The organism is Streptomyces sp. URMC 126 (genome assembly GCF_051386555.1).
In the GTDB taxonomy this organism is placed as follows: Bacteria; Actinomycetota; Actinomycetes; order Streptomycetales; family Streptomycetaceae; genus Streptomyces.
In genome coordinates, this window is record NZ_JBPQTX010000066.1 from 1 (window position 1) to 20,302 (window position 20,302).

General features: G+C 73.7%; 21 protein-coding genes and 1 pseudogene. 10 read left to right on the top strand and 12 right to left on the bottom strand.

The features are described 5' to 3' along the window. Positions 1–114 precede the first annotated feature (114 nt). The 4 genes and pseudogenes from ACSNOK_RS11005 to ACSNOK_RS11020 all read right to left on the bottom strand — a co-directional run bounded on the left by ACSNOK_RS11005 (position 115) and on the right by ACSNOK_RS11020 (position 2,245). The gene (locus tag ACSNOK_RS11005; RefSeq protein ID WP_436780432.1) at positions 115–639 is read right to left on the bottom strand and encodes a hypothetical protein; all 525 of its coding nucleotides are present in this window, start codon (positions 637–639) and stop codon (positions 115–117) included. Positions 640–728: 89 nt separating this feature from the next. Continuing rightward, positions 729–903, bottom strand: a pseudogene (locus tag ACSNOK_RS11010) (MerR family transcriptional regulator); the annotation flags it as partial. Between the two features lie 49 nt (positions 904–952). Then, complete coding sequence (locus ACSNOK_RS11015; protein WP_436780433.1) at positions 953–1,468, bottom strand: putative immunity protein; 516 nt, start codon at positions 1,466–1,468, stop codon at positions 953–955. 414 nt (positions 1,469–1,882) lie between these two features. Further along, the gene (locus ACSNOK_RS11020) at positions 1,883–2,245 is read right to left on the bottom strand and encodes a hypothetical protein (protein WP_436780434.1); all 363 of its coding nucleotides are present in this window, start codon (positions 2,243–2,245) and stop codon (positions 1,883–1,885) included. A gap of 1,000 nt (positions 2,246–3,245) precedes the next feature. Between ACSNOK_RS11020 and ACSNOK_RS11025 the strand changes: the two genes are divergently transcribed. Together ACSNOK_RS11025 and ACSNOK_RS11030 are read left to right on the top strand one after the other, a co-directional pair. Continuing rightward, positions 3,246–3,986, top strand: coding sequence for a hypothetical protein (locus ACSNOK_RS11025; protein ID WP_436780435.1), 741 nt, complete (start codon positions 3,246–3,248; stop codon positions 3,984–3,986). A 226-nt stretch (positions 3,987–4,212) separates the two neighbouring features. Continuing rightward, the gene (locus ACSNOK_RS11030; RefSeq protein WP_436780436.1) at positions 4,213–4,671 is read left to right on the top strand and encodes a hypothetical protein; all 459 of its coding nucleotides are present in this window, start codon (positions 4,213–4,215) and stop codon (positions 4,669–4,671) included. Positions 4,672–4,755: 84 nt separating this feature from the next. Here ACSNOK_RS11030 and ACSNOK_RS11035 read toward each other — a convergent pair whose 3' ends face one another. Beyond that, the gene (locus ACSNOK_RS11035; protein ID WP_436780437.1) at positions 4,756–5,463 is read right to left on the bottom strand and encodes a hypothetical protein; all 708 of its coding nucleotides are present in this window, start codon (positions 5,461–5,463) and stop codon (positions 4,756–4,758) included. A gap of 143 nt (positions 5,464–5,606) precedes the next feature. Between ACSNOK_RS11035 and ACSNOK_RS11040 the strand changes: the two genes are divergently transcribed. Continuing rightward, the gene (locus ACSNOK_RS11040) at positions 5,607–6,203 is read left to right on the top strand and encodes a GNAT family N-acetyltransferase (protein WP_436780438.1); all 597 of its coding nucleotides are present in this window, start codon (positions 5,607–5,609) and stop codon (positions 6,201–6,203) included. Between the two features lie 31 nt (positions 6,204–6,234). After that, a complete protein-coding gene (locus ACSNOK_RS11045) occupies positions 6,235–7,197 on the top strand; it encodes an AraC family transcriptional regulator (protein ID WP_436780439.1) in 963 nt (320 codons plus the stop codon). 98 nt (positions 7,198–7,295) lie between these two features. On the opposite strand, the gene ACSNOK_RS11050 is transcribed toward ACSNOK_RS11045, so the two are convergent. Then, positions 7,296–8,183, bottom strand: coding sequence for a DUF2268 domain-containing protein (locus ACSNOK_RS11050; RefSeq protein WP_436780440.1), 888 nt, complete (start codon positions 8,181–8,183; stop codon positions 7,296–7,298). A gap of 163 nt (positions 8,184–8,346) precedes the next feature. Here ACSNOK_RS11050 and ACSNOK_RS11055 point away from each other — a divergent pair, with 163 nt between their 5' ends. Both ACSNOK_RS11055 and ACSNOK_RS11060 read left to right on the top strand, forming a co-directional pair. Then, complete coding sequence (locus ACSNOK_RS11055; RefSeq protein ID WP_436780441.1) at positions 8,347–8,541, top strand: hypothetical protein; 195 nt, start codon at positions 8,347–8,349, stop codon at positions 8,539–8,541. Positions 8,542–8,808: 267 nt separating this feature from the next. After that, on the top strand, positions 8,809–9,429 hold the full coding sequence (locus ACSNOK_RS11060) for a LysE family translocator (RefSeq protein WP_436780442.1): 621 nt from the start codon (positions 8,809–8,811) through the stop codon (positions 9,427–9,429). Positions 9,430–9,931: 502 nt separating this feature from the next. On the opposite strand, the gene ACSNOK_RS11065 is transcribed toward ACSNOK_RS11060, so the two are convergent. Beyond that, positions 9,932–10,492 (bottom strand): TetR/AcrR family transcriptional regulator, encoded by a 561-nt coding sequence (locus ACSNOK_RS11065; protein WP_436780443.1) that lies wholly within the window; start codon positions 10,490–10,492, stop codon positions 9,932–9,934. Positions 10,493–10,856: 364 nt separating this feature from the next. On the opposite strand from ACSNOK_RS11065, the gene ACSNOK_RS11070 reads away from it, so the two are divergent. Continuing rightward, on the top strand, positions 10,857–12,083 hold the full coding sequence (locus tag ACSNOK_RS11070) for a beta-ketoacyl-[acyl-carrier-protein] synthase family protein (RefSeq protein WP_436780444.1): 1,227 nt from the start codon (positions 10,857–10,859) through the stop codon (positions 12,081–12,083). A 122-nt stretch (positions 12,084–12,205) separates the two neighbouring features. Here the strand turns inward: ACSNOK_RS11070 and ACSNOK_RS11075 are convergent, their stop codons facing one another. Continuing rightward, entirely contained in the window at positions 12,206–13,876 is a 1,671-nt protein-coding gene (locus ACSNOK_RS11075) for an ABC-F family ATP-binding cassette domain-containing protein (protein WP_436780445.1), read from the bottom strand. 421 nt (positions 13,877–14,297) lie between these two features. Further along, complete coding sequence (locus ACSNOK_RS11080; protein WP_436780446.1) at positions 14,298–14,861, bottom strand: MarR family winged helix-turn-helix transcriptional regulator; 564 nt, start codon at positions 14,859–14,861, stop codon at positions 14,298–14,300. Between the two features lie 325 nt (positions 14,862–15,186). Between ACSNOK_RS11080 and ACSNOK_RS11085 the strand changes: the two genes are divergently transcribed. Next, on the top strand, positions 15,187–16,257 hold the full coding sequence (locus ACSNOK_RS11085) for an alkene reductase (protein ID WP_436780447.1): 1,071 nt from the start codon (positions 15,187–15,189) through the stop codon (positions 16,255–16,257). 106 nt (positions 16,258–16,363) lie between these two features. Here ACSNOK_RS11085 and ACSNOK_RS11090 read toward each other — a convergent pair whose 3' ends face one another. The 3 genes from ACSNOK_RS11090 to ACSNOK_RS11100 all read right to left on the bottom strand — a co-directional run bounded on the left by ACSNOK_RS11090 (position 16,364) and on the right by ACSNOK_RS11100 (position 19,320). Then, positions 16,364–17,266, bottom strand: coding sequence for an ATP-grasp domain-containing protein (locus tag ACSNOK_RS11090; protein WP_436780448.1), 903 nt, complete (start codon positions 17,264–17,266; stop codon positions 16,364–16,366). A gap of 2 nt (positions 17,267–17,268) precedes the next feature. Then, complete coding sequence (locus tag ACSNOK_RS11095; protein ID WP_436780449.1) at positions 17,269–17,973, bottom strand: response regulator transcription factor; 705 nt, start codon at positions 17,971–17,973, stop codon at positions 17,269–17,271. 72 nt (positions 17,974–18,045) lie between these two features. Continuing rightward, positions 18,046–19,320, bottom strand: a complete 1,275-nt coding sequence (locus tag ACSNOK_RS11100) for a sensor histidine kinase (RefSeq protein ID WP_436780450.1) — start codon at positions 19,318–19,320, stop codon at positions 18,046–18,048. Between the two features lie 178 nt (positions 19,321–19,498). Between ACSNOK_RS11100 and ACSNOK_RS11105 the strand changes: the two genes are divergently transcribed. Further along, complete coding sequence (locus ACSNOK_RS11105; RefSeq protein WP_436780451.1) at positions 19,499–19,714, top strand: hypothetical protein; 216 nt, start codon at positions 19,499–19,501, stop codon at positions 19,712–19,714. 93 nt (positions 19,715–19,807) lie between these two features. Then, a complete protein-coding gene (locus ACSNOK_RS11110) occupies positions 19,808–20,296 on the top strand; it encodes an N-acetyltransferase family protein (protein ID WP_436780452.1) in 489 nt (162 codons plus the stop codon). The last annotated feature ends 6 nt before the right edge of the window (positions 20,297–20,302 follow it).

The following is a 20,302-nucleotide window of genomic DNA, read 5'->3' on the forward strand; positions in this document are numbered from 1 at the left end:
GGGCCGTCACAGGGGCGGGGCGGCAGGGTAGTGGCGCGGTGGGCCTGGGACGCGACGAGGGTCCGTGGGGAGGCAGTCCGCACGGACCCTCTCGGCCGTCGGCCGGGGCAGCCGTCAGCAGCCCGTCGCCTTGACCGTGACCGGCTTGAGCGTGACGTGCGCCCTGCGGACCCCGCCGGTGGTGTTCACCGACGCGGTGGCGTCATGGAGCGTCAGGCTGTACTCGCCGTGACCGCGGCAGGCGTAGTGGTCCACGTAGCGGCCGTCGGCCCTACCGTGAACGGGATCGCTGCCCCAAGCGCGGTTCTCCGTCCAGACGTGGACGCCGTTCTTCTTCAGGGTGAGCTTCGCCGTCACGCTGCATCCCGTACTCCTCCACCACAGGTTGTGGTTCGAGCAGTTGGCGGTGATGACGTCAGTCGGTTCGAGCCTCTTGTCGCCGTAGACGGGCTTGTACCACTCCTGCGTGAAGCAGACGGTCAGCTTCGCCCGCTCATTCCCGGAAGAGGAGTACCCCTGCGTCGAGGCGCAGCCTTTAGGAGGCGTGGGCCGGGTGTCCGCGCCGGACGCTGCGTGGGGGACAGCGACCAGGGCGAGGGTGGAGAGCAGCAAACCAGCGTTGCGCAGCGCATTTCTCATAATCGCTTAAACGAGGTCGCGTCCGAGGCGTCACGAGCCCGACGAGGGACAAGCGGCCGGAACCGGCGGTGGTCCGCCCGGCCACCTCGCCGGTCGGCGGGTTCGTATGAGCCGGTGCACGCCCCGGCGTTCAGCACCGTCCGCGCGACGCCGAGCGCGTCCCGGGTCCACGCCGCGATCCACGGATCGGTACTCCGTCTCGCGGTGTAAGCGATCACCGATCCCGTCGTACAGCCGTACACCGAGCACCTCCGGTTGCTCCTCCGCCGCGCGCCGGGCAGCCGCCGGGCCGGAGGCCACGGGCCCGTCGCGCTCAGCAGTCGAACACCGACCAGCAGATGTCGTTCCGCGCTCGCTGATCGTCGAGTACGAGCTCGCGGATCGCCTCCGGGAGCCGGTCGCGCTGCCACCGGCACTCGACCCGGCCGGTCGCCTCGCCCTCGCCTCGCGGCGCGGCGGCGCGTACGGCCTTGATCGCGTAGGCGGCGGCGCCCAGTTCGTGCGCGGCGACGTGTGCGACGACCGCAGCCTGGCCGGCGGCGTACGCGGCGTACCGTGCCGCGCCACGCAGGTCCCGGGCCGCGCCCATCGCGTGACCTCCCGCCGCGCGGGCTCGCATCATCTTCGCCTCGCCACGCGCCCAGGCGCGGGCGTGCTCGATCGCTTGACGCGGCCGTGGGTCCTCCGGCCGAGCGGCCTCGAAGAGCTGAAGAACGTGCTCGGCACACGAGGCAGCCCACAGGGCGAGGAGATGGTGACGCTCGTCGGTGAGGGTCCCACCGCGGCGGATGGTCACGAAGCGGTGGTCACGGACCTTGGGGAGGATCACGATCGGTGCTTCTTTGTCGGCACTCGGGCCATCTCTCATCAGGCACCCGCCGCCCGGTTTTCCGGAATCTCTGTCGCGGCGGTGAGGCTGTGGGGTAGGACGGGCCGAAGTGGGCCGGCAGTCGGACGGCGAAGTCGCCGAGGCCGCGCACCAGGACGCCCGCCTGCCGGGCCGCCGACGTCGCGGCCTGCTCGTAAAGGTGCCGGGGCAGTGAGACGAGGCTGTACCGGCCGGCGTCCGCTCCCTGGACCGTCGCGTCGGAAAGGTGCTGCGCCAGGGCCTCGGTCGGCGCCTGCCGGAGCTCTTGGTGGCGTGTGCGCATGCGCCGCAGGTGCCGGTCCAGCCATCCACTGCGGATGAGGTCCAGCCGGGCCCTGATCCGGCCGATCGGTGCGCCGAGGCCGAGGGGACCCGTCAGTCGGCCGAGACGGAGGGAGGGAGGGAGGGAGAGAGGGAGCCGGCAGCTCGCCGGCGGCCCCCCGTGGATGACGTGCTCGGGCGCCGCTCCCTGGAGCGAGAGAAAGGCGCGCCGATGTCGAACCGGAACTCGATGTCGAAGTCGTCCTCCACCCCCATCCCGTCGGTCGCCTGCGCCCACGAGACGAGGGCGCTCCCGCGCTCGTCGGCCAGGACCATGCTGGTGGGGAACTGGTGGGCGGGCGTGACGAGCACAGCCCTCATGCCGCTGCGCGCGAGCGCCTCGGCAACGATGCCCCGCCCGTCGTCGACGGACACCGACATGCCCCGGAGGCCGACGCTCGCGATGAACTGCCGCATCCCTGGGCGCCCGGGTTCTTCCACCCCCTTGCCGCGATGGCCTTCCGCCGACAACAGTCCGCATGTCAGGGCCGGTCGGGGGCGCAGGCGGTCCGAACCGTGGGACGTCCCAGTCCGCGACACGGGTGCCGGATCGGCCAGTCGTGCGGAGGTAGCCCTCGGCCATGACCTGCTGGTACACCTCCGCCACGACACTGCGCCCAGCCGGAGGCCGGCCGCGGGCCGGCGGCTTGACGGCAGGATGGTACCGGCTCGCAGTACACCGGCTCTGGTCATCTGCCTTCTGCCGGGGCGCAGTTGCTCACGCAGAGGCCCCGGCAGGCGGTCGATCGGGACGTGCGGGTGCCTCGGCATCCGGTCCGCTCGATCCTTCCCCGACCGGGCTGGCTCCTTCGGCGGGCCAAGGCTTTACTGAACGGGCCGCCGACCGCGAGCACATGGAGGGCAGTAGCGCGAACCGCGCCTTCGGGGCGGCGAACCGGCGGTGATGTGCGTAAGGACGGCCACGGTGAGGGTCGTCGTACGGAGAGGGGAGAACAGCAGGTCGTCGAAGTCGCTCGGCAGTGAAGCTCGGCGGTGAAGCGGGGGAATCCGCCGCCGCCGGTCCGAGGCGACACCCACGTCACGAGTGAAGTGACATTGCTTGAGGAGAACCGTGAGCAGCAGCAAAGGGAAAGGCAGCACCGAAAGGAAAGGCAGAACGGCCGGCGCAGACCACCTCCTCTCCGGTCCGGAGAGCGATGACGGTTCCGGCCGGAGAGGTCGGCGCGTGAAGTTCTCACGTACGCACCTGGCCGTAGGAGCGAGCGCCGCGGTCGTTCTCGCCGGAACGGGGGCATTCGCCGCGGCGTCCGCATCGGGCGGTGATTCCGCGCAGACCGCGCCCGACCGGGAGAGGACACGGATCAGCGATGTACAGCACGCCGCTCGGTCACAGGTGAGGGACTTCGCGTCGCGCGGCGTCCGAGATGCCGCGCCGCAGTCGCCGCGGTCCGGTCCTTTGAAAGGGAAAGAACTGCCTATCGAGACGTATCTGATCGACTCGGTCGACGCCGCGAAGGCCCGGCAGGCCGAAGAGTTGTTGATTATCCAGTGCATGGCGGATTTCGGCGTGGCTTACCGGCCGGAGCGGAACCCGGTGGACTCGGCGCTGCCGAAGACCAGCGCCAACGACGCGAACATCGAGCGGCGTTACGGCAACGTCGACGTCGAGACGGCCAAGCGCGGCGGCCCCGAACGGTTCATGGGTTCGGACCGACCGCTTCAGCTGTCGAAGGAGCAGATACTGCTGCTGACGCAGACGGGAAAGGACGGCAAACCGTTCACCGGGGAGTTGCGGGGAAAGCGCATCCCCGAGGGCGGGTGCCGGACGCAGGCCGTCAACCGACTCGGCGGTGACCTGCGCGCGGAGACCGCCGAGGGCATCGCCGGGAAGACGTTCACGGCCTCCCGGCAGGAACCGACGGTCATCGCCCTGAAGGCCAAGCGCGACGCGTGTACCGAGAGAAAGGGCGTCCCCGCGGAGCGGCCCGGTGTCCGGCAGTCGCGGGAACAGGCCGTGGCGGAGGCCCAGTGCGCCGACGCCGTGGGGCTGCCGCGACAGTGGTTCGCGGTCGAGACCGATATGCAGAACAAGCTGATCGGCGAGCAGCGCAAGCGGCTCGACGCGGAGAAGGCCCACAACCAGGCGATCATGAGGAAGGTGGAGGCCGTCCTGGCCCGGGCCCGGCAGGCACGCTGACCGGGCCGCCGGCCCACTGAACTGCTGACCGGCTTCGACCGGGCCGCTGACCGGTTCTGACCGGCCGCTGACGGCCGCTGACCGGCCGAGGCCCCGGAGCGGCGCGGAGGGGACGGGCGGAGGGGACGAGCACTCCCCCGCTCGCTCCCCTCCGTGGTTCAGAACCTCAGGGACTACGGCCCCCGCGCCGACCGGACCGGAATGAGCGGAAACGACGAGGACTCTCATGCTCGCGATACCGGGCATCCTGGCATGCCCGATCACGCTGGTCCCGCTTCTCGCCCGCGGGGTCGTCATCCTCCGCGGCGAGCGGAAAAGCCCGTCCGCCAGAGCCAAGGGCTGTGCGTTCCTCCTCGGCGCGGCTCTCCTCGGCGTATACGCCTGGGGCCTCACCTACATCGTGGGGGCGGTCGTCGAGTCCGAGGACGGGGGAACAGGCTCCAGCCCCTCCCCGCCATGCCGGACGGGCGAGCAGTGGCAGGTCGAGAACGTCACCGGTCACAGCGTCAGTTACCTTCCCCTGCGTTTCGAATGCCATGTGGACAAGGGCGCGAGTTACTCGACGACCGTGCCGGAGTACGTCAACCCGGCCCTCCTGGGCTGCGCGGTCCTCACCTTCGCGTCGGCGACCGCCGCTCTCTGCCTTCCTCGTACGCGGCCGGAAGAACGCCACGCGCCGGCATAGGGTGCGCGGGCTGGTCCCGCGCGTGCGCGCCCGGGCGGCTTCCGGCCGGGCGGCGCGTACGTGGTGAGGTGCCGGCTTGCGGGGTCAGTCGGCGGCGGTCTCCGGTGCCGGGTTCCGTTGGGCCTTGAGCAGGCGGTCGGCCTGGGCTCGCGACAGTGCGAGCAGGGTCCGTGCGCTGTCGGGGTTCTTGTCCGGGTCGACGTACATCACGTGGGCGACGGCGTTGCCGACCCGCAGCTGAACGTCGAGGCTCGGAGGGGCGAAGCGCTCCGCCGGCCTCCGGTAAGCCGTGCTGTCGTCGCCGACGCGCGGCATGGCGACGTCCGTGGCCTTCTCGGGCTTGACCTTCCTGTGCGCGAACGCGGTCTCGACCGTCTCGCGGTCCGGGTACGCGAACAGCTCCCAGTACACGGTGCCGGAATCGCCGGGCGCCTTGTACCGCGCGACCGCGTAGGAACCGTGCGGAGAGCAGTCGCCTCGGACCGTGCCCTTCGGGCACCGTCGGCCGGGCGGAAGGTCCTCCGTCTTGGGCGGCGTCACACCCACGCGCCAGCCGGGCGGCAGGTTCCGCGGGGTCGGCAGGGCCCGGCCCAACGCGGCGGCGTCGAGCGCCCTTCCGGGATCGTCGGCCGCCTTTCCGGGGGCGCGGGACGCCCTCCCCGGGCCCCCGGTCGCGTTCCCGGTGTCGCGGGACTCCGTCCCGCCGTCACCGCACCCGGCCACCCCCAGCAGCACCGCCGCCATCACCACCATCCCGGCGCGTGCGCGCGTCCCCCGTCCGGTGTGGCGCATGGGCCCTCCCCCTCGAATGATCATTTCGGAACGTGGCCGAGCATAGGCTCCCGGAGTGGCGGGGCCGGAACGGGCGCCCCGCCCGTACGGGCCCGGCGCGACCCGGCTTCCGGCCGTTCCAGCCCCATGCGAAGATCACCGCCGTGAACGAGACGTACTTCCGTCGCTCCACGGGTGGCGACGCGGACCTCGCGGCCCTGGTCCGGCTCCGGGACGAGGCCGCCCGCTGGATGATCGGCCGGGGCGTCACCGGCCAATGGCAGCCGGGCGAGCTGGACGTGGACCACTTCCGGCGGATCGTCCGGTCCGGCGAGGTCTGGCTCGCGGAGGCCGGCGGGCGGGTGGTCGGCGCCTGGGAGCTGTGGTGGGAGGACGAGGACGCCTGGGGGCCGCGGGAACCGGAGGCCGGGTACGTCCACCGGCTGATGGTGGACCGGGAGGCCGGCGGCCCCGGGACGGGACGGATGCTGCTGCGGGCCGCCGAGCGGCGGGTCGCCGAGAGGGGCCGGCATCTGGTCCGGCTGGACTGCCTGGCCGGCAACGCGCGCCTCACCGCGTACTACCTGGACGCCGGTTACCGAGTCGTCGGCCACAAGGCGGGCAAGCCGCAGCCGGGCGGTGCGCCGGCCAAGTCGTTCACCCTGCTCGAAAAGGACCTGCGGCGGCCCGCGAGCGGAGCGCCGCGCACCCGACCGGACGGGGCGGGGAATGTCGGGTCCGGCGGGGCGCACCGAGCCTAGTGTGGTGGTCGTCGGCGAGCAGGGGATCGGGATGTTGCAGCGGCTGAACCAGGCCCTCGGGTACGTCGAGGAGCATCTCGACGGGGAGGTGGACGCGGCCGTGCTCGCACGGATCGCGGCCACCTCGGAGTACCACCTGCGCCGGATGTTCTCGGCGCTGGCGGGCATGCCGCTGTCGGAGTACGTGCGGCGCCGGCGGCTCACCGTGGCGGGGGCCGAGGTGCTCGCCGGGCGGGAATCGCTGCTGGACATCGCGGTGCGCTACGGCTACGGCTCCGGCGAGGCGTTCGCCCGGGCGTTCCGTGCCGTGCACGGCGTCGGACCCGGCGAGGCGCGGCGCACCGGTGCCGCGCTTGTCTCACAGCCCCGGCTGTCCTTCCGCCTCACCGTCGAGGGGAGCGCCGGCATGCGCTACCGCGTCGTGGACCGGCCGGACTTCGCCGTCGTCGGCTTCAGGGCCCGGGTGCCCCTGGTGCACGCCGGACCCAACCCGTCCATCGTCGGCTTCGTCCGCGGCATCGACCGGGCGGCCCTCGCGCACCTCGGGGAACTCTCGGACCGGGAACCCCGGGGAACCGTCTCCGTCTGCGACGACGTGGACCCCAGCCGCGCGGAAGGCACCGAACTGGACTACTACCACGGCGTTCTCATGTCCTCCGGCGCCGCACGGACGGCGGACCTCCCCGAGGGCACGGCCGTCCTCGGCGTACCGGCCGGCACGTGGGCGGTGTTCACCGCCGAGGGGCCGATGCCGTCGGCCGTCCAGAACCTCTGGCGGGACGTGTTCACGGAGTGGTTCCCCTCCACCCCGTACCGCAGCCGGCCCGGACCGGAGATCCTGTGTGTCCGACCGTCGGCGGAAGCGGAGAGGGAGGCGGGCGAGGCGGTCGGGAGAGGTGCGGCGGGCGGGGCGGTCGGGAGAGGTGCGGCGGACGGGGCCGCGGAGCTGTGGCTTCCGGTGGAGCGGGAGCCACAGGGGTGGGAACGCGGCTGATCCGGGGACCGGCCGCCACCAGGCGGCGACGGTCGCGGCCACCCCGCCGAGCACGGTCGCGTTCCCCCTGGCCGGGCGAGGGCACGGCTGCCGGGCGGCTACGCCCCCGTCCTCACCCCCGCCCCGCGCAGGATCTCGCCGGCCGGCAGCGCCACGCTCTCGGCGGCGGTCAGACCGGTGGCCGCCCGGTGCGCCTCGACGATGCGCAGGCCGACGGCGTAACCGGCGAAGTCGGGCAGCCCCACGGGCTCCTGGCCCATCAGCCGGGCGGTGGCGTCGCCGAGGACGTAGGACAACGCGTTCCCCATACCGGCCACGTCGATGTCCGCGGTGATCCGCTCGTAGGCGGCGTCCAGGCGGTCGCCGGTCAGTTCCCGGGTCCAGGGGCACAGCCCCTGCTCTCCGGCCAGTTCGCGGACGAACGCCTCGGCCAGCCCCTCCGCGACGACGTGTTCGCCGACCGTCACGGTCGCCGGGTCCCAGACCACGTTGGCGTAGCGCACGTTGTGGTGCAGTTCGTGCGCGGCGGCGTGGCCGATGCCGCGCAGGGCGGCGTCGGTCGGCCACATGACCAGCTGGATGGCGCCCGGGAAACCGCCGAGGCCGAAGTAGCCGGAGCTGCGGACGGTGAGGTGGTGGTCGTCGGGGTCTCCGAGGACGATGACGACGTGGACGGTCTCCGCGTGCCCGACGCCGGGCACGGCGGCGTCGAGCCGCTCCCACGCGGCGGCGAGCGAGTCCTGTACCCGGTCCCACACCCCCGCGTCCCGCATCCGGTGCAGGGCGGCCGGCAGCCGGGGGTCGTCGTGGCCGAGCGGGAAGCCGCTGCCCATGCGGTGGGCCCGGACGGGGTCGAAGCCGCCGACGACGGACATCGGGGCCGCCAGCGGGGCGTAGAGGTCCCGCAGGGCGTCGGGGCGCTCCGTCGGCGGGCGGCGGAGGAGGTCGAGCATGGCGGTGGCGGTGTCGTGCACGATGATCTTCATGGGTCGTGACCGTAGAAGTTGCCGTTGCGTCAAGGTCAAGCGGTGAGGTCGAGGCGACGGACGGTCCGGACACGCGCCGCCCGCCCGCCGGCGCGCACCGTCGCCGCCGGACGCACCGCCCGGCTCGCGGCGGCAGGACGGGTGCGCGCGGGTCACCGAGGCGGTGGGTGCACCCGGGTACCCCCACGGCCTCGTCCGCGACGCGGCCCTCCTCACCCTCGACCGTCCGCTTCCTTACACGCCCCTGCACGTCGCGACCGGGAAGGCCGCTCGCGGCCTGCGAGCCGCCCTCAACGCCACGTCCGCGAAGGGCCGCTCGGACAGCGTCCGCTCCGGCGACTCGGGCGGGCGCTGGTAGCGGCCCGCGTCCTCATCGGCATCGTCCCGACGGCGACAAGTACTGCGATGCGACGTACTTTGCCGTCCGTCGTCGCCAGGGCGAGCACGGTGGTTCCGGGCCCGGGACCGACCGCGAACCCGGGCCGGGTCCGGCACCGCGGCCGGCACGGAGAAGCGGCCGTCCGCCGCACGTAGGATCGCCGGAGCGGCTGTTCCGCCGCGTCCGCCCGGGGAGGGAGCAGGACAGGGGCGGCGGAGCACACGGTGGACGAGAGGTTGACGGACGATGTGGACACAGACGGCGACGGCCCTGGGCGTGCTCGCCCTCCTGACCGTCGTGCCGGGCCCGGACATGGCCGTCGTCACCAAGCGGGCCGTCGCCTCCGGACGGGCGGAGGGCCTGCGTACCGCCGCCGGCATCACCGTCGGTCTGCTGGCGTGGGGCGTGTTCACCGTGGTGGGGCTGGCGGCGGTGCTCGCCGCGTCGGCGGAGGCCTACCTCGCCGTCAAGCTGCTCGGCGCCGGCTACCTGGCCTTCCTCGGTGCGCAGGCGCTGTGGCAGAGCCGGCGCGGGGCGCCCGGTCCCTCGGCGGAGGCGACGCCCCCGGGCTCCCGCGGCGCGTTCGGAAGCGGTCTCGTCTCGAACCTGCTCAACCCGAAGATCGCCGTCTTCTACACCGGCGTACTGCCCACCCTCGCCCCCGACGGCCTCTCCGCGACGGCGGGCATGAGCCTGCTGGTGCTGCTGCACGCCGCGCTGACGCTGGCCTGGCTCGGCACGTACGTGTACGTCGTCTCGCGCGCCCGGGCGGTGTTCGAACGGCCGGGGGTACGGCGCGCGTTGGACCGGGTGACCGGATTCGTGCTGATCGGATTCGGACTCCGTATCGCGGCCGGAACCGACTGAGCGGAGGCGGTTCCGGCCGCTCCCACACCAGTACCGCGGCCGTCGCGGCCGTACTTGCCGCGCCGCAAGGCGTTCGATCGGACGAGGGCGGCATCGCGCGCCGATGAGGGGCCGCGCTCCGGGTCTCCCGGCTTCCTCGCCTTCCCCGGCTCCCGCCGACGGCGACCACGCGCTCGCCTACAGCCGGTAGTTCACCCGGGCACACGACGAACTCCCGCACAGGATCCGCGAGATCAGGACCGGTCTCCCCCACCGGCGTCCGGACGGCGCCGCGCTCCTCGCCCACTGTCGACCTTTTGCTCGGCCCTGACCTCACACCGCCAAGGCGAGGACGACGGAATGTTCGCCCGACTCCTCGGGGGCGAGCTCGACGGACTCGCAGCGATCGGCACGCGCCCCGGGCGACCGCCCGGTGGGCCGGTACGGAGTCCGGCCCTCCAGGCGCCTTCCGCAGCCGCCTCAGCCACCTCGGGCCCGGCCATCCCGACCGCCTCCCCAGGACTCACCGCCGCAGGAGCCCCGCGAAGCGGTCCACCGCGCGGTCGGCGCGGTCGCGGTCGCCCGTGACGGCGAGGTCGAGGAGGAGGCCGCGGACGAACGCCATGATCACCGTGGGCGTGACCGTGTCGCCGGGCCCCTCGGTGACATCGCGGAAGGTGGCGCCCAGAGTGCCGAACCAGTCCGTGACCACGCCGGCGAGCTCCGGGTAGTTCTCGGGATGGGCCACCGCGTCGGCGTGCACCTCGAAGAACAGGCGGACGAACGGCACCCGCTCGGGTGCGCTGATCCAGGCCCAGAGCGCCCGCAGCCGCTCCTCGGGCGAGGCCGTCTCGGGGACCAGTTCCCCGGCCACGCGCGCCGCGCCGCGGCGGCGGGCCTCCGCGAGGATCGCGGAGACGAGCTCCCGCTTGCTGCCGAAGTCGTAGAGCAGCATGCGCGGGCTGGTGTCCAGGGCCGCCGCCAGTGGACGCAGGCTGAGGCCGGCCAGGCCGTGTTCCAGTACGTGGTCGGCGGCGCGGGCGAGGACGCGTTCGCGCCGGTCAGGATCCGTGGGTCGTGCCACGCGGTATCACCGTGCTCCCTGGTCTGTTGCTCGGCCGGAGCGGCGATCGTCCGCTTCCGGCCACCGCTCCGGTCGTAGCCGGCCGGCCGTCTTGTCGCGCAGGTCGCCGCCCCCGCGCGCCTCCGCCGCGACGCAAGTTTATGGTACGACTGTTTCACTAACCGGCGGGGGTACGCCGACGGGCCCGCGCCCACCGGAGAGCCTTGTGGGGATCCCACACAAGATCACCACCGGAATGCATCGATCACGGCATCCACGGCCCGTCACTCTCCTTGACAGGCTGGGCCCGTGAGCCGAACCCGGCCGCGATTCCGCGACGCGGGATCATCTTCGCCTGTTCTTTCACTACAAAGGGGAACGACCAGTGAGCACTGGGAACACCGACACCGTGCTGGTCACCGGACTCGGAGCCACGACGCCACTGGGCGGTGACATCGCGTCCACCTGGTCGGCGATGCTGGCCGGCGAGTCGGGGATCGGGCCGATCGAGGAGGAGTGGGCGGCGGCGCTGCCGGCCCGGATCGCGGGCCGGCTGAAGGTGGAGCCCGCCGGCGTGCTGGACCGGGTGCAGGCCCGCCGGATGGACCGTTGTGAGCAGATCGCGCTGATCGCCGCGCGGGAAGCGTGGGCCGACGCCGGCCGGCCCGAGGTCGACCCCGAGCGGCTGGCCGTCGTCATCGGCACCGGCACGGGCGGGGCCCTGACCCTGCTCGGCCAGGACGACATCCTGGAGACCTCCGGGGTCCGGCGGGTTTCCCCGCACACCGTGCCGATGCTGATGGCCAACGGCCCGGCCGCCTGGGTCAGCATCGACCTCGGCGCCCGGGGCGGCGCCCACACCCCCGTCAGCGCCTGTGCGTCGGGGGCGGAGGCCATCGCCCAGGGCCTGGACCTGATCCGGCTGGGCCGCGCCGACGTGGTGGTGGCCGGCGGCACCGAGGCGTGCGTCTGCGCCCTGCCGATGGCCGGGTTCGCCCAGGCCAGGGCGCACTCGACGCGCAACGACGAGCCCGGGCGGGCGTCCAGGCCGTTCGACGTCGACCGCGACGGGTTCGTCATCGGGGAGGGCGCCGCCGTGGTCGTCCTGGAGCGCGCCGGGTTCGCGGCGGCCCGGGCGGCCCGCGCCCACGCCACGCTCGCCGGGGCGGGCGTCACCTCCGACGCGCACCACATCACCGCCGCCCACCCGGACGGGCAGGTACGGGCCATGCGGCGGGCGCTGGCCGACGCCGGGCTGTCCCCGCGCGACATCGCGCTCGTACAGGCCCACGCGACGTCCACGCCGCAAGGCGACCTCACCGAGGCCCGTTCGGTCGCCGAGGCCGTCGGCACCCACCCGGCCGTGACGGCCGCCAAGTCGATGACCGGGCACCTCTTCGGCGCGGCGGGCGCGCTGGCGGCGGTCGCCACCGTCCTGTCCCTCCGCGACCAGGCCGTCCCGCCCACGCGCAACCTCGACCGCCAGGACCCGGAGATACCCCTGGACGTCGTCGCCGGGGAGGCGCGGCGCGGCCCCCTGACGGCGGGGCTCACGAACGCGTTCGGCTTCGGCGGGCACAACGCGTCCCTGGTGTTCACCCCGGCGCCCTGAATCCGTCCGGGCGGCCCGCCGGGCCGGAGGCGCGCCGCCGGCCCGGCGGCCGGTCATCCCGCCACCGGTCAACGGCTGACGACTGCCGCCCGTCGGCCCGGGGGCGGGCCCGCCCCGCCCGCTCACCCCTCCCCCGCCATCTCCGCACGCACCTCCTCCGCCGTCGTGTCCCGCAGCCCGCCGTCGAGCCGGAGCCAGCGGGTCACGCCGACGGATTCCAGGAACCGGAGATCGTGCGAGGCCACGATCAGCGCGCCCTCGTAGGATTCCAGGGCGGTCGTCAGCTGCCGGACGCTCGCCAGGTCCAGGTTGTTCGTCGGCTCGTCGAGGAGGAGCAGCTGCGGGGCGGGCTCCGCGAGCATGAGCGCCGCCAGCGTGGCGCGGAAGCGCTCGCCGCCGGAGAGGGTGCCGGCCCGCTGCCCGGCGCGGGCGCCCCGGAACAGGAACCGGGCGAGGCGGGCCCTGATCTCGTTGGGGGTCGCCTCGGGGGCGAACCGCGCCACGTTCCCCACCACGGTCAGCTCGTCGTCGAGGAGGTCGAGCCGCTGGGGCAGGAACCGCAGCGGAACGTGGACGTCCGCCGTGCCCGAGACGGCGTCCAGTTCCCCGGCGAGCGTCCGCAGGAGCGTCGTCTTGCCGGCGCCGTTGCGGCCGACGAGCGCGATCCGCTCTGGCCCGCGCAGCTCGAACTCGCCGTCCACCCGCGCCCCGTGGCGCAGCCGCAGCTCGCGCAGCGTCAGCACGGAACGGCCCGGCGGCACGGCCGTGTGCGGGAGGTCGACGCGGATCTCGTCGTCGTCGCGCACGGCCTCGGCCGCCTTGTCGAGCCGTTCCCTGGCCTCGGCCAGTTTCTCCTCGTGCATGATGCGGTGCTTGCCGGCGGAGACCTGGGCCTGGCGCTTGCGCTCGCCCATGACGACCTTCGGCTCGCGCTTGTTGTCCCACATCTTCTGGCCGTACCGCTTGCGGCGGGCCAGTTTGACGTGGGCGTCGCTCAGCTCGCGCTTCTGCTTCCGCAGGTCGGACTCGGCCACCCGCACCATGCGCTCGGCGGCCTCCTGCTCGACGGCGAGGGCCTCCTCGTACGCGGAGAAGCCGCCGCCGTACCACGCCACCTCGCCGCCGCGCAGGTCGGCGATCTGGTCGACGCGCTCCAGCAGTTCGCGGTCGTGGCTGACGACGACCATGACGCCGTTCCACGCCTCGACGGCCGCGTACAGGCGGCGGCGCGCGTACAGATCGAGGTTGTTGGTGGGTTCGTCGAGGAGGAGGATGTCGGGCCGGCGCATCAGCAGCGCCGCGAGGCGCAGCAGGACGGACTCGCCGCCCGACAGTTCACCGGTGGTGCGGTCCAGGCCGACGTGGCCGAGCCCGAGGCCGGCCAGCGCGGCCGTGGCCCGCTCCTCGACGTCCCAGTCGTCGCCGACCGCGGCGAAGTGCTCCTCGCGGACGTCGCCCGCCTCGATGGCGTGCAGGGCGGCCCGGGTGCCGGCGATGCCGAGGACGTCCTCGACGCGGAGCGCGGTGTCCAGCGTGACGTTCTGCGGCAGGTAGCCGATCTCGCCGGTCACCCGCACCGTGCCGCCGGAGGGCCGGAGTTCCCCGGCGATCAGCTTCAACAGGGTCGACTTGCCCGATCCGTTGACGCCGACCAGTCCCGAACGGCCTGGCCCGAAGGAGACTTGGAGGCCGTCGAAGACGGTGGTGCCGTCCGGCCAGACGTAGTCGAGGGACGTGCAGGCGATGGAAGCGGGAGCGGCGGAGGCGGAGGAAGCAGGGGAGGAATGAGACATACGGGCCTCGCAGGGGTCGCGTGAGGTGGACGTGGGTGACAGGCGCCGGCCACGCCGGACGTGCCGGACAGCGCACGCCGGACGTGCCGGACGGCGCACGAGAGCACCGCGAGGCGACCACGGGACGCGAGGAATGCGGCCCTGATGCACGGAATACGGGGGAGGGAAGCTCCCCATACCGGCGGAAGGACGGCCGAAGCGTCGAGGTCGCACACGGAACGCGGGCAGCGGACGCCGGGACGGCGTGGCTGCGCGGCGCGGTGACTCAGGACCTCAGACGAGCAACGTCCTTCTCCGATCGACGGCGACAGGGGCGGTGTCCACCGTAGGAAGGGCGCGGGGGCGCGTCAACGGATTTTTTTCCGGAGCTCCGCCCGCCGCGCCCGCTTCCTACAAGAACGCTACAGAGAGACGCCCCGGATCAGGACGGGGAAGAGGCGACGCCGGAAGAGGACGCCTCCGCCACCGTTCGGGCGAGGTTCTCCTCCAGGCGCCCCAGCGCCCGCAGGACCTCGGCCCGCTCCCCGTCGGAGAGGTCGCCGGTGGCGCCCTCCTCCAGCGCGGTCCAGACGCGCTCCACCTCGTGCCGCAGGGCGCGGCTGGCGGCGGTGGGCTCCACGAGCACGGCGCGCTTGTCGCCGGGGCAGGGGGTACGGCGGACGAATCCGGCGTGTTCGAGGCGCTGGATGGTCCGGGTCATGGTGGCGGCGTCGGAGTCGAGCAGCCGGACCAGGTCGGCCTGCCGCTGCGGGCCCAGCTCCCACAACTGCATCATCACCAGCTCCTGCCCCGGGTGCAGGCCCACGCCGCGCAACAGCTGCCCGGCGATCATGCGGTGCAGGCGGGCCACGCGGAAGATCGCGTGACTGATCGGCCCGGTCCGCGCCGAGGCGGGGACGGGGACCGTGACCCCGCCCCCCGCTCCGGCGGCGCCGCCTTCCGCTTCCGCCGGACACCCGGCGTCCCCACTTGTCGACCGGCTCATGCCACGCACCTGCCCTTTCCTGGCCCGCCTGCGGTGTGCGCCACCCCAGGCCCCTCACTGTCTGGACAACCATTATCCCCCAACCCGAGCCGCCAGCCCCGCTTCCCCACCATCTCCGCCCAGCCACACCCCGTTGACCTGCACAAACGTCGACGACTCCGTACGCCACCACCCTCTCCTCGGGAACTTACTTGTTCGAACAGGTAAATGCATGCATGATGGTGCCCACGAGCTCCCGCCCCGGGAGCCCCACCCACAGCGGGCCGCTCACAAGCCCCGCAAGGCCCGTACGTCACCCGTGCGCGGGCCGAGGAAAGGAACCGTCATGACTTCCGCTTTCGACCCCTTCGAGCTGGGCGGCAAGCGACTGGCCAACCGCATCGCGATGGCCCCGATGACCCGCAGCCGCGCCTTCGGACCCGGCGCCACCCCGACGCCCTCGACGGCCACCTACTACGCCCAGCGGGCGGGCGCCGGGCTGATCGTCACCGAAGGCGTCCAGCCGTCGGTCGTCGGCCAGGGCTACCCCGACACCCCGGGGCTGCACTCCGACGAGCAGGTGGCGGCCTGGCGGACGGTGACCGACGCCGTCCACCGCGAGGGCGGCACGATCTTCGCCCAGCTGATGCACACCGGCCGCGTCGGCCACCCCAGCCTGCTCCCCGACGGCATGGTCCCGGTCGCCCCGTCGGCCGTCACGCCCAAGGGCCAGGTCTTCACCCACGAGGGCCCGCAGGACTTCGTGACGCCCAAGGAGCTCACCGAGGCGGAGATCCACGCCACGATCGCCGACTTCGTCTCCGCCGCCCGCAACGCGATCGCCGCCGGCTTCGACGGAGTCGAGGTGCACGGCGCCAACGGCTACCTCGTCCACCAGTTCCTCGCCCCGAACGCCAACCGGCGCACCGACGGCTGGGGCGGCTCCGTCGAGGGCCGAGTCCGCTTCGCCGTCGAGGTCGTCACGGCCGTGACCGAGGCCGTCGGCGCCGAGCGGGTCGGCCTCCGGATCTCCCCCGGCAACCCGTACAACGACATCGCCGAGGACGACCTGGAGGAGACCTACGGCACCCTCCTGGAGCGGCTGGCCCCGCTGGGCCTGGCCTACCTGCACCTGATGGAGGGCCCGGACCGCGACCTGACCCTGCGACTCCGCAAGGACTGGCCCGGGGCGTTCGTCCTGAACCCCTTCACCCACCCCGCGTCCACCGGCCCGGAGGCCCTCGCGCTGGTCGAGGACGGCACGGCTGACATGATCAGCTTCGGCGCGCTGTTCCTGGCCAACCCGGACCTGCCCCGCCGGCTGGAGGTCGGCGGCCCCTTCAACACGCCGGACCCGGCCACCTTCTACGGCGGCGGCGACAAGGGGTACACCGACTACCCCACCCTCTCCGCCTGAACGGGCTCCGGCCCGCGCGGCGGCCCGGGGGGGAGAGGAGCGCGGCGGGGGGATCCGGCCGGCGCCTCCGGGCCGGACCGGACGCCCGCCGCCACGGCGACGGCGTTCAGTGGGGACGCCGACGGCCCCGCCCGGACGCGCCCCGGCAGAACGCACGGTCCCGCGAGGACAGCCGCTCACGGGGGCCCGCCGCGCGGAGGACGACGTCCAGGACCCGGTCCGGGTCGGCCGCGTAACAGTTGCTGAACCAGGCCATGTTGGCCTCCACCACCGCCCACTCGGCGCTCGCCGCCCGCTCCGTGCGCAGCAGGCCGACGTCGACGACGACCGCGCTGGGCAGCGTGTCGCCGCAGGTGTCGAGGAGGCGCCGGGCGAAGGAGAGGACGTCGGCTCGGTGCCGGTGGCCGTCGAGCGGGGCGGACTCCAGGTGTCCGTGGACGGCGTACTGGCTCCCGGCGCGCACCTCGCCGTCCAGGACGAACAGCCGGAACTCCACGCTCCACGCCACCACTTCGGCTACCTGCACCGGCGTCCCGTCCGGCAGGTCCGCCCTGGCCGGCAGCTCGCCGCCGTCGGTGTGGACGGCGGCCCGGAAGCTCTTGTCGGACGGTGGTTTCACGAAGGCGGGCCGGTCCAGCCGGCGGGCCTCGCCCAGGGTGGTCAGGACCGTGTCCCGGCGACGGAAGGCGAACGGCAGCCGGGGCAGCCAGTCGTCGGCCGGTTCCAGCAGCGCCACTCCGAGGCCCGCGCCGAACCGGGCCGCGTAGCGGGGGCCGCCGTAGTAGTGGCCGCCGGACACCGTCCCGTCGCCCGTCGGCCGGGCGGGCAGCGTCACGACGTCCATGCCCCGGCGCCGGGCGGCCCGCGCCAGCAGTTCGCGGGTCGACGTGTACTGCGGGGCGAGGACGAGGGCGCCGCCGCCGGAGCCATCGGACCCGCCGGAGCCACCGAAGTCGCCGGAGCCGCCGGAGGCATCGAAGTCGCCGGAGTCACCGGAGTGCGAGGTCATCGTCACGGCTCCCCGGCGTCGTTCACGAGGAGCGCGATCTGCACCCGGTTGTTCAGGTCGAGCTTGGTGAGGATCCGGGAGACGTGCGTCTTGACCGTGGGCACGCTCATGAACAGGTCCGCGGCGATCTCCGCGTTGGACCGGCCGCGGCCGACGGCGAGGGCCACCTCCCGCTCGCGGTCGCCGAGCAGGGCGAGCCGCCGCCGGGCCAGGGCCGCCCGGTCCCCGCGCCCGCCGCCGTCCGCCACCTGGGTGATGAGCTGCCGCACGACCGCCGGGGAGAGCACCGGTTCTCCGGCGGCCACCTTCCGGACGGCCTCCACGATCCGCGCCGGCGGGGTGTGCTTCAGGACGAAGCCCGCGGCGCCGGCCCGCAGCGCGCGCAGGACGTGGTCGTCGGTGTTGAACGTGGTCAGCATGACCACCTCGGGCGGGTGCGGGCGGCGGCGCAGCGCTTCGGTGGCCGCGAGCCCGTCCACCGTCGGCATCCGGATGTCCATCAGGACGACGTCCGGGGCGTGCGCGTCGACGAGCGGCTCGACCTCGGCGCCGTCCGCCGCCTCCGCCACGATCTCCACGCCGGAGGCGCCGCCCAGCATCAGCCGCAGCCCCGACCGGACGAGCGGGTCGTCGTCGACTAGGAGGACGCGGACGGGCGCGGAATCGGATGCGGGCTCGGCTTCAGTTTCGGACGCGGGCTCGGTCACCGGGGTTCCTCGGGCTTCTCCGGCCTCCTCGGAGGCGGGAGGGCGGTGGGGCGGCGGGCGGACGGCCTCACCCTATCGGCCGGTACGGTCCCCCGCCGGGTGAGGCGGCGGGGACGACGGCGCGCGGCGGCCGTCCCAGGGCAGCCACGCCCGCAGGGCGAACTCCCCCTCCGACCTGCCGTGTTCCAGCCGACCGCCCGCCAGCCGCGCCCGTTCGGCGAGGCCGGTGAGGCCCTGCCCGGCGCCCGGAATGCCCGCGCCCGGAATGCCGGCGCCGGGGGCGCCCGCCCCGGGGAGACCCGCACCGAGCGTGCGGCCGCCCGGCGAGGCGGCGGCGGAAGCCGTCACGGGCAGCGCGTTGCGCACCTCCACCACCAGGCCGGTGTCCGGGCCGCCGTCGACGGTGACGGTGACGTCCGCTCCGGGCGCGTGCTTGCGGACGTTGGTGAGGCCCTCCTGGACGATTCGGTAGGCGGTCCGTCCGGTGACGGCGGACGGCTGCGCGCCCCCGGTCCCGCCGTCGTCGGACGGCAGATCGCCGGTGATCCGGACGCGCATGCCGGCCGCCCGCGACTCGTCGACGAGCCGGGGGATGTCGCCGACGGTCGGCTGCGGCCGGTCCTGGGGGTCGCCTGCGGCCGGCCGGAGGACGCCGATGATCTCGCGGAGGTCCTCCAGGGCCTGGTACGCGGCGTCCCGGATGATGCCGGAGGCCCGCCGGACGTCCTCCGGAGGCGCGTCCGGCCGGAACTCCAGCGCGCCCGCGTGCACGCTGAGCAGCGAGAGGCGGTGCGCGAGCACGTCGTGCATCTCCCGGGCGATGTCCTCGCGCACCTGGCGCCGGGCCTCCTCCGCCGCCCGGTCGGCGCGTTCCCGCAGCCCGGCGATGAGCTCCCGCCGGGAGCGGACGTACAGGCCCCAGCCGAAGGCGCCCGCGGCGAGGGCGAAGTAGGTGAGCGCCGAGGAGGTGCCGGGCTCGTCGAGCGCCGGCCGTTCGAGCAGGAAGAAGGGCAGCGGGAGGGCCGTGAACGCGGCGACCCAGCGGGTGACGCGCGGCGGCCGGTGGGCCGCGACGGTGAACAGGGCCACCATGATCGGGCCGGCGGCGAAGTGCGAGAAGGCCCCGGTCACCACGAGCGCCGCCGCGACCTGGACCGGCCACCGCCGCCGCAGGAACAGCGCCGCACACGCGAGCCCGCCCGCCAGTTGCTCGGCGAGCAGGGCCGTCTCGGACAACCGGCGGCCGTCCAGCGCGTTCTCGGCGGAGGCCACCGAGAAGGCGGCCGCGAACAGGAAGCACCCGAGGTCGGCGAGCCGGTCACGGGTGGCGGGGCGGAGGCGGGTCATGACCCGGAATGTACGCGCCGTCGGGCGCCGGCCGGAGGGGCCGGCGGCGGGCCGGTACCTTCGGCCGCGGCCCCGCTACTTTCGGATGACAGGGGGCCCGCCGGAAACGTCCTTCCGTCAGCGCGCAGCCTCCCGACGGCCGACGCCGGGGCCGTCCGGTGCCTCCTACCTTCGCCGTATGAAGAGTGTGCTGGGTTTTCTGAGTTTCGTCCTCATCGCCGGCGGGATCACCGGTCTGCTGCACGAATGGCTGGGCTGGTTCCGGCTCTTCGGCTTCCTCCGGTACCTCGTGCCCGACGGCTACGCGGTCTACGCGAACGTCGTCTTCGTGGTGCTGGGGATCGTCCTGGGCCTGCTCGCCGACTCCCTGGAGCAGCGACGCGCCTCGTCCTGACCGGGCGCGAAACCCGCCTACGCGGGCCGGCCCCCGTACGGCCGCCCCGTAATACCGTGGCGGCCGGCCGCCCCCTCGTGAATGATCGCGCGCATGCAGATCCGAGAGGCCGACCACTCCGACTGGGCGGCCATCTGGCCGTTCTTCCGCGAGATCACCACCGCCGGCGAGACCTTCGTCTACCCGCTCGACATGGACGAGGAGGCGGCCCGCGCCCTGTGGCTGCTCCCGGCGCCGAACCGCACGGTCGTGGCCGTGGACGACGCCGGTACGGTCCTGGGCACCGCCAACATGACGGTCAACCGTCCGGGCAACGGCTCGCACATCGCCAGTGCGAGCTACATGGTGGACCCGGCGCACGCCGGACGGGGCGTGGGCCGGGCCCTGTGCGAGTACTCCCTGGAGTGGGCGCGGGCGGCGGGTTTCCGGGGGATGCAGTTCAACGCCGTCGTCGCGTGCAACGAGCCGGCCGTGAGGCTGTACCGCTCGCTCGGCTTCGAGGTGGTGGGTACCGTGCCGGGCGCGTTCCGGCATCCGCGCGAGGGGTACGTGGGGCTGCATGTGATGTACCGGGAGCTGTGACCGGGA